Source organism: Candidatus Angelobacter sp. (assembly GCA_035607015.1).
Taxonomy (GTDB): domain Bacteria; phylum Verrucomicrobiota; class Verrucomicrobiia; order Limisphaerales; family AV2; genus AV2.
Map to the genome: position 1 here is coordinate 1 of DATNDF010000158.1, position 8283 is coordinate 8283.

General features: G+C 59.8%; 8 protein-coding genes. 3 read left to right on the forward strand and 5 right to left on the reverse strand.

The genetic code is table 11. The features are described 5' to 3' along the window. Positions 1–132 precede the first annotated feature (132 nt). The 5 genes from VN887_06410 to VN887_06430 form a co-directional block, all read right to left on the reverse strand. Positions 133–543, reverse strand: coding sequence for an ATP-binding protein (locus tag VN887_06410; GenBank protein ID HXT39639.1), 411 nt, complete (start codon positions 541–543; stop codon positions 133–135). 20 nt (positions 544–563) lie between these two features. After that, positions 564–3296, reverse strand: a complete 2733-nt coding sequence (locus VN887_06415) for a PAS domain S-box protein (GenBank protein HXT39640.1) — start codon at positions 3294–3296, stop codon at positions 564–566. A gap of 49 nt (positions 3297–3345) precedes the next feature. After that, positions 3346–3843, reverse strand: a complete 498-nt coding sequence (locus VN887_06420; GenBank protein HXT39641.1) for a cupin domain-containing protein — start codon at positions 3841–3843, stop codon at positions 3346–3348. Positions 3844–4232: 389 nt separating this feature from the next. Further along, the gene (locus VN887_06425) at positions 4233–4979 is read right to left on the reverse strand and encodes an anti-sigma factor (GenBank protein ID HXT39642.1); all 747 of its coding nucleotides are present in this window, start codon (positions 4977–4979) and stop codon (positions 4233–4235) included. Next, positions 4976–5230: a sigma factor-like helix-turn-helix DNA-binding protein gene (locus VN887_06430; GenBank protein ID HXT39643.1), complete on the reverse strand. Its 255-nt coding sequence runs from the start codon at positions 5228–5230 to the stop codon at positions 4976–4978. Before VN887_06430 ends, VN887_06425 begins: the two co-directional genes overlap by 4 nt. Before the next feature lie 377 nt (positions 5231–5607). Between VN887_06430 and VN887_06435 the strand changes: the two genes are divergently transcribed. The 3 genes from VN887_06435 to VN887_06445 all read left to right on the forward strand — a co-directional run bounded on the left by VN887_06435 (position 5608) and on the right by VN887_06445 (position 8068). Next, a complete protein-coding gene (locus tag VN887_06435; protein HXT39644.1) occupies positions 5608–6573 on the forward strand; it encodes a metallophosphoesterase in 966 nt (321 codons plus the stop codon). An 11-nt stretch (positions 6574–6584) separates the two neighbouring features. Next, a complete protein-coding gene (locus VN887_06440; protein ID HXT39645.1) occupies positions 6585–7295 on the forward strand; it encodes a c-type cytochrome in 711 nt (236 codons plus the stop codon). Positions 7296–7423: 128 nt separating this feature from the next. Further along, the gene (locus tag VN887_06445; protein ID HXT39646.1) at positions 7424–8068 is read left to right on the forward strand and encodes an RNA polymerase sigma factor; all 645 of its coding nucleotides are present in this window, start codon (positions 7424–7426) and stop codon (positions 8066–8068) included. The last annotated feature ends 215 nt before the right edge of the window (positions 8069–8283 follow it).

Here is an 8283-nt window from a genome sequence, read left to right on the forward strand (position 1 = left end):
CGCGCCATCTCGACCCCCTGACGGCCGTTCTCAGCCGCGATGGGTTCATAATCGTAATAGCGAAGGAGCGTGGTGATGTTTCTCCGCATCTCTGGCTCGTCCTCGATGACCAAAATCTTTTTCATGGCTCGTTTAGAATACGGGTAACCTCACCGTCACCGTGGTGCCGTTGCCGACCTTGCTGTTCACATGCACTTTCCCCCGGTGCAATTCGGCGCAGCGTTTAACCAGGAGCAGGCCGAGTCCGGTGCCCGGCAGGGCGCCCACGTTGCCGCCTCGATGAAAGGCTTTGAACAACTGCGGCTGGTCCTCCAACGGAATGCCGATTCCCTTGTCGCGAATCACGCACACCGCGTCACGCCCGTTCCTTTGAACAAAAAAATGCACGGACGCGCCGACTTCTGAATATTTCACGGCGTTGGTCAGGAGATTGGTAAAAATGTGACCGAGCAATCGTTCGTCGGCCTGTGCCGTGTCGGGAATGGAGACCATCGAAAGTTCGATGAGGCAGCGGCGGTTGGTGGCCGAGAGAACCTCATCCACGATGCGGCGGCAAAAACCGTTCAGATCGAGCGCGGCGGTTGAAAGTCCAGCTTGCCGGCGTCCAGGCGGCTGAGGACGAGGACCTCTTCCATCATGCCGGCCATGCGGCAGGTATTTCTGATGACGGACTCCAGTTGGTCGTTGCGTTCGTCCGGCTGCATTCGCCCATGGAAATCGCGGAGCAATTCCGCCGAAGATCGGATGATGCCGAGCGGAGTGCGAAACTCATGCGAGACCATCGAAACGAAATTACTCTTGAGCTGGCTGAGTTCCTTTTCCCGTTCGAGAGTGATGCGCAACTCCTCCTCGGCTCGTTTTCGCTGGGTGATGTCCTGGGCGAACGAGAGAATGTGCGGCGTGTTGTTGAGTTGGATGGTTTCGGCCGAAAGCAGAATGGTGAGGCGCTCGCCGTGACGATTTCGCCAGCGGACCTCTCTCTGGCGAATCGAACCGATGTTGCGCATGTCATCAAGCGCCGAATCGCGTTCATCCGGGTTCTCCCACATCCCGAACTCGGCGGACGTGCGCCCGATCACTTCCGCCCGGGAGTGGCCGACCCAGTTTATGAAGGCATCGTTCGCGAGGACGTAGGCCCCGTCGTTCATGCGGAGAATGGTGATAAACACCGGGCTGGCCTGGAAGGCCACGCTGAATCGCGCTTCGCTCTCGCGCAAGCGCGCCTCGCTCTCCTGCATTTCCACCTCGGCCAGTTTGCGCTGCGTGATGTCCAGGGCGAGCAACAGGACGTGAGGCGCGTTGTCGAGAGTAATGGTTTCCGCAGAAACAAGAATGGTGAACCGCTCGCCACGGCGATTGCGCCAGCGGCACTCCCGTTGCCGGATGGAGCCGACCGTGAGCAATTCTTCCATGACCAGCGCGCGGTCGGCGATGTTTTCCCACATGCCAAGGTCGGCGCAGCTCTGGCCCAGGGCCTCACTCCGCGAGCAACCCAGCCAGTTTATCAGCGCGTCATTCACCAAAACAAATTTTCCGTCGGTAATGCGGAGAATGCCGATGAAAACCGGGCTGGCCTGGAAGGCGACACTGAAGCGCGCTTCGCTCTCGCGCAACTGCGCCTCGCTCGCCCGCAATTCAGCCTCCGCCTGCTTCCGCGCTGTGATGTCCAGCGCCATGCCGAGCATGTGCGGCATATGGTCAAGCTGGATGACTTCTGCGGAGATCAGCATCGTGAACTGTCTTCCCGCGCGGTTTCGGAACCGGCACTCGCGCTGGCGCACGGATCCGGTGCGGTGCAGATCGTCCCAGAAGGCCTGGCGTTCCGACTGTTGCTCCCATAATCCCAGTTCCAGTGCGGTGCGTCCGACGATTTCTTCGCGGGAATAGCCCGACCAGTTTACAAAGGCGTCATTCACCAGCACAAAATGCCCATCACTCATTCGCGTTGTGGCAATGAAGTTGGAGCTCGCCTGAAAGGCCGCGCTGAATCGCGCCTCGCTTTCCTCGAGCGCGGCCTGGGCACGCTTTCGGTCGGTGATGTCCGTGATGAACGCCTGAATGACCTGTCGCCCGCTCCATTCGATCCGCGTCAGCATGACCTCCAGCGAGATTTCCCTTCCGGTTGGATCCCGCGCCAGCCAGTCGAATCGGGCGCTGCCCTGGGTCATGCATTCGCCAATGTGTTTGCGCGCCATGGCATCCGAGCTCTCTCCGTTCGGCTGGAGTTGCGGTGAAAAATCGCCCGGATGTTTGCCCAGGATTTCGTGCGCGAAGCGGCGTCCCAGAATTCGCACGGCGGCGGGATTGACCTCGAGGATCTGGTTCTCGTCATGGAGGACCACACCTTGGCTCGCGCCTTCGAACAGCGCGCGGAACTTTGCCTCCGATTCGCGAAGAGCGCGCTCCGCGCATTTGCGCTCGGTGTTGTCAATGATGCTGGCGCGAATCAGATTCTGTCCCTCGGCCGGCAGGCGCAACAGACGCACCTCGGTGGGAATGAGCCGGCCCTTGGGTCGTTGCAGATGAATCCATTCGAACACAGGCATTCCCCCCGCCAGGGCCTTCGCCATCAATTCGCGGGCCAGCTCGCTGGAGCGACGTCCACCCGGTTGAAACTCCGGGCTGACATCGGCGGGAGTCAGCTCCGTCAGTTTTTCCATTGTCACCCCGTAGAGACGGCAGGCGTGCTCGTTGCCGAAAAGAAACCGCCCGGTGTCCCCATCGAAAACGACAATCGCCTCCGCCGCGTGCTCGACGAGGGCGCGGAAGCGCGCTTCGCTGGTGGTGAGCGCGGCCGTGCGTTCCGTCACCCGTTGCTCCAGCGACTGATTCAGCTCAAGCAACTCGCGCTCGGCCTTCTTGCGCTCGCTGATGTCCCTTGAAATGATGACATGGATGCTCTTGCCGCCGATGTGCAGGGCCGTCGCTGAGACCTCGATTGGAACGTCCCGGCCGTCACGCCGCCGCATCACCCACTCGAAGAGGTGCGCCTTCTGGCTCTGGATGAGCCCGATAATTGCCGCCGACTTCTCGACGGAGGGAGTGCCGTCCGGTTGAAACGGCGGCGAAAGTTCCTCAGGTCGCACGTGCAGCAATTGCTCCTTGTTCTCAGCGCCAGCGAGTTCGACCGCTGCCCGATTGCAATCCACGAACACGCCCGCTTGAGGATCAAGCAACAGGACCGCGTCAACGCTCCGTTCGAAAAAACTCTGGAACACAACTCCAGTGTGATCGAGCGACAGTTCGGATGCACTGGCACTTTCGTCCCGGTCACGGGTGCTTGCTGATGAATTCATGTTTTGGGCGGGGCAGTTTACCGCGTGGCCGAACATTTGCAGCAAGATCTCAAAATGCGCCTGTCGTTGTTGGGTCCCAGCCCGTCATCGTTGTCGGCGGCCAGTCAACACCGGCCAGTTCCTTCGGCAATTGCCCCGGATCAACCGGATAAATGAGTGACATATCCAGTTGGGACCTTGCGCCGGACAGAAATTCACCTTCCTCCGGCGCGCTTACGATGAGCCAGAGCACTTCGCTGTCCGTGTCGTTGAATACCTGTCTCAACTCGTTTGGCCCGACGAGCACGCCGCCGTGCTTCGGCACGGTCAACGTCTGCTCGCCCACGCGGAGGCGGCCAACACCTGCGACGACGAAATAAAATTCCTCGGAGCGAATGTGTTTGTGCAGCGTGTTGGCGCTCTTCGGTGGCAGCCGCCAGAGACGCGCGCCGAGATTCTCGCTTTTGGTCCGCTCCAGAAAATCCGCGTTCGGGATCTTCATCATGTTCGAGGGCCGCCAGTGGAGATCCTCCGGCGTGATCAAACAATGGCCGTCAACGGGCTTCATGGAGTTCGAAGTATCGTTCGGCAGCCCATTCCGTGCAACGCGTCTTCAAGCCATTCGCCTCCAGGGCGAGATAGCGCTGGTTCAAACCGCCTGTCCAACGCGCCAACAGCGGACGAAGCATTCCTTCGCAGCGGATGGACAACGTCACGCGCCGGTACGCCGGCGGCAATTTCGGCTGGTGTACCCGCGCCCGGCAGGCGCCGCGCGTCCGCCATCACCGACCACACGAGGCCGGTCACCGGGGGGATTTCCACGATCATTTTGAAATTGGTTCGAGTCATCGCCCGGTTTGACTGGCCTGGGTGCGGTCACCATGCACGGCAGGTTCGCACCTTATGCTTTTGCCGTCGGGCGGGACAATGGGACGAAAGAGGCACTCAAAGCAGCGCTCATCGCCCAAAGAGATTCGCCAGTTCGGACAGTTCTGTTTTGTTTAAATCGGAGACGAGGCAGTGGTGCAAGCCGTTTGCTTCGCGATAGATGACAGAATAGCCGCGTCGGGTTTGGGTTTTTGTCTTTTCCGCGCCGGTGTTTGTCGCCGGCCACACGAAAACGTTGATGAAATGTTTGTTCCGCCGATAGACCAGTGCGGCGACGGCCCGACCGTCAAAATAATCCAATCGTCCGCCGACGAGCGGAAAACCTTCCGCGGCGAAATCCTTCACGTCCGGCGCGAAGTCCAGCTTGCCGTCGAACCACGGTTTCACCGTGTGCTGATCCCCGGAGGCGACATCGGTGAGATGTCCGGCCATCAGCGAGCGCACGTGACCGGACACAGCTTCGCTCGCCAGTTGATCCGCCCCGGAAATGCCCGTCCGTAAAAGAATCGCCAGCAGGGCAACCGCCGTCGCGCCGAACGCCACGGATCTCCAGAGCAGCAGAGATCGAAACAGGCCCGGTTGAGTTTTATCACTCGAACCGCGAGCGACGAGACGCACTTGTCTTCGCAGCGAATCGGGCGCGTCAAACCGCAGTTGCGACCCGCGCAGCGCCGTTTTCAGCGACTGGACGGATTCTTGTCCGGCGGCGCAAGCGGCGCACGTTTTCAAATGCCGTTCCAGTTCAAGACTGCTGGTCACGTCGAGTTCGCCATCGATATGAGCGTGCAGCAGCAAACGGCTTTCAGCGCAGTTCATACTTTCTCCTTCCGATTGAGCGCGCCTTGCAATTGCCGTCGCGCACGGGCGAGCCGCGACATGACCGTGCCGACCGGCACCGCGGCGACTTCGGCGATTTCCTTGTACGAAAGCCCTTCCAGCTCGCGCAGCACGAGCGCTTCGCGAAACTGCCAGTGGCAGCGCTTCCAGCGCGGCGCGTAACACGCCCGCATCGGCGCTGTGAAACGAACCGGCCGTGGGATTTTGATCCGCAATTTCCGCGAGTTCATCGTCGTCGATAGAAACCACAGCCGCCGGCCGATTTTTCTTTATCCACGAAAACGCCGTGTTGCGGACGATCGCCAGCAGCCACGCGCGCCCGTCGCTGCCCCGGCAACCGCTTACGAAACGAAACGCGCGCACGCACGCCTCCTGCGTGATGTCCTGCGCGTCGTGTTCGTCGCCCGCGAGCCAGCGCGCCAGGTTGTAGGCAGCGTCCAGATGCGGCATGACGACTCGTTCAAATTGGGCCTGCGGCTCGTTGTCGCTCACGTGGTGGCGGCTAATTGGTCCAGACTGCGCGAATCGGAATTTTATTCCCGGCGGAATAACTTTTCCCGCGGCTGGTCTTGGACAGCGTGAATCACAACAAGTGAAACAATCAAATATGAAAACAAACAAAAAATTCATTCACCACAATCACCATCAAGATGGTCTCGACCGGCGGGGCTTTCTCGAATGCATGGCCTGGGCCGGCACGGGAATGCTGTGGACCATCAGCGGCGGACTGCTCGGCTCCACGTTGCTGCCGTCCTCCGCCGGCGCGGCCGAGGCGGCGAAGGGCAGCTTCAGTTTCGTCCAGATCAGCGACTCGCACATCGGCTTCAACAAGCCGGGCATCAACACGGACGTGACGGCCACGTTGCGCCAGGCCATCGCGCGCATCAACGCGCTGCCGCAGCAGCCCGATTTCATTTTGCACACCGGCGATCTGACGCATCTCGCGGCGCCGGAGGAATTCGACATCCTCGATCAGTCGTTGAAGAGCGCAAAGACTCGGCAAATATTTTTCGTGCCCGGCGAGCACGACGTCACGGGAGACGGCGGCAAATTTTTCCGCGAGCGCTTTGGCAGGAATTCAAAGGGCCTCGGCTGGTACAGCTTCGATCATCGCGGCGTCCATTTTATCGGACTCGTGAACGTGGTGGACATTCAGCAAAACGGCCTCGGCGCGCTCGGCTCGGAACAGTTGGAATGGCTTGAAGACGATTTGAAAGGCCGCCCGGCTGAAACGCCCATCGTCGTGTTCGCGCACATTCCGCTCTGGGAGGTTTATCCGCAGTGGGGCTGGGGCACCAACGACGGCGCGCAGGCATTGAGTTATCTCAAGCGTTTCGGATCGGTAACCGTCCTGAACGGCCACATCCATCAAACGATGAAAAAGGTCGAAGGACACGTCATCTTCCACACCGCCATGTCCACAGCGTTTCCCCAACCCGAACCCGGCAAAGCGCCGAAGCCCGGTCCGATAAAAGTCGAGGCTGGAAAGTTGCGCGAATACCTCGGTATCACCAACGTGGATTATGTTGAGAACAACCACAGCCTCGCGGTGGTGGATTCCACACTCGGTTGATTGCACGGGCCATGAACGCGTCATTCTGGCAGCGAATTCACGGCGGCAGCACGCATTTTCCCATCGTGCTCCTGCTGGCGTCGGTGGTGTTCGACTTTGTCGCCCGGCGATCGCGCGATGAAGCCCTGCGGCGCGGCCTTCACACCGCCGGATTGGGTTCGGCGGTCGTCGGCACGTTGGGTGCCGTTGGAGCGGTGATTGCCGGTCTCATCATGACTCGCGGGCGGATGCTCGGCAGCGGTTATGAAAAGATTCATCACCTCTTTGTCTGGCCCGCGTTTGCTTTGTGCATCGTGTTCGGGGGATGGCGTTTGTTCGGAAGCGGGCGGATGCCGCGGCGCAGCTTTGGCATTTACCTCGCCGGGATGAGCGTCACCTCGGTTTTGATGGTGGGCGCGGGCTATTCGGGTGGCGAGATGTTGTTGAGCGCTCAAATTGGGAACGTTCCGGGGACCTCTTTCTCAGACGAGCTGGCTTCCAGGTCGGATCCAACGGCCCGGACCGCCACGGGCCGGAAGTTGTTTCTGAAAAACTGCGCGCATTGCCACGGCGCGGACGCGCGCGGCGATGAAGGCCCGGACCTGCACAATGTGGATCGGACCGACGAACAAATCGCCGCGCGCATTCGCAACGGAAAAAAAGGTCAGATGACGGCGTTTGCCGGAAAGCTTTCACCGGACGAGATCAACGAGGTGGTCGCGTATTTGCGCACCTTGAAATGATTCTCGGACACGCGACGAATTCCTGGTTAAGGCGCTCAACCCACCTGCTCCTTCGTCCCATTGTTTTGCTCCAATATCCGTTGAAAGAATGGCCGTCTCAATTTTTGAGGCGTGGACACAAACAAATTATGCACTCTGCCAACGAATTTGAAGCAATTGTAAACGAGCACTACGAGCCGCTTTACAGGTTCGCGATGAGCCTCACGCGGTCGGAGTCCGATGCCCGGGATTTGACCCAGCATGCGTTCTATGTCTGGGCGACGAAGGGGCATCAATTGCGCGAGATCTCCAAGGTCAAGACCTGGCTGTTCACAACGCTGCACCGCGCTTTCCTCGAAGCGCGGCGAAGACAGATCAGATTTCCTCACCACCACCTGGAGGAGCTCTCGGAGCAATTGCCGGCTCTTTGCCCGGAACCGGCCAGTCAATCCGACTGGTTCCAGGTGCTGTCCGCGCTGGCAAAGGTGGACGAGGTTTATCAGGCGGCGGTGGCGCTTTGCTATTTGGAAGACTACTCCTACAAGGACATCGCGGGCATTCTCGACGTGCCGGTCGGCACGGTCAAATCACGCATTTCCCGGGGTATCGCTCAACTCCGTGAGATTCTTTTGCCCGGCGATTCGAGGGCTTCGGTGTCCGGCAGGGAAGGAATTTCCTCCGTATCCGCCCCCGAGGTACCTGCTTCACCGTTCGAAAAGGTCTTCCACTTCCTCGTCACCGCGCCCGGTTGTCGGGTGAAGCCGCTGAACGCCGCCCCGATGAATGGGACTTAAGTGCTCCCTTCCTCGGGGAACAGTTCGGCTCCGCGTGAATCATAGACGCGTCCACGGTCGCGCTTGACCGGACAGGGACATTCTAAAAAAAAACGAAACGAAAATAATGAAACCAAACACCGCACATCAATCCCGATGGATTCAGACTGGCGCATGGCTGCCCACGCTGCTGGGCCTGGCACTCATAGCCGCATCGGCCGCATCCGCGCTGGCCA

Bases quoted from the DNA above. Each gene is read 5' to 3' on its own strand.
- VN887_06415 (HXT39640.1), bottom strand. From the start codon at position 3,296: ATGAATTCATCAGCAAGCACCCGTGACCGGGACGAAAGTGCCAGTGCA.
- VN887_06420 (HXT39641.1), bottom strand. From the start codon at position 3,843: ATGAAGCCCGTTGACGGCCATTGTTTGATCACGCCGGAGGATCTCCAC.
- VN887_06425 (HXT39642.1), bottom strand. From the start codon at position 4,979: ATGAACTGCGCTGAAAGCCGTTTGCTGCTGCACGCTCATATCGATGGC.
- VN887_06430 (HXT39643.1), bottom strand. From the start codon at position 5,230: ATGAACTCGCGGAAATTGCGGATCAAAATCCCACGGCCGGTTCGTTTC.
- VN887_06435 (HXT39644.1), top strand. From the start codon at position 5,608: ATGAAAACAAACAAAAAATTCATTCACCACAATCACCATCAAGATGGT.
- VN887_06440 (HXT39645.1), top strand. From the start codon at position 6,585: ATGAACGCGTCATTCTGGCAGCGAATTCACGGCGGCAGCACGCATTTT.
- VN887_06445 (HXT39646.1), top strand. From the start codon at position 7,424: ATGCACTCTGCCAACGAATTTGAAGCAATTGTAAACGAGCACTACGAG.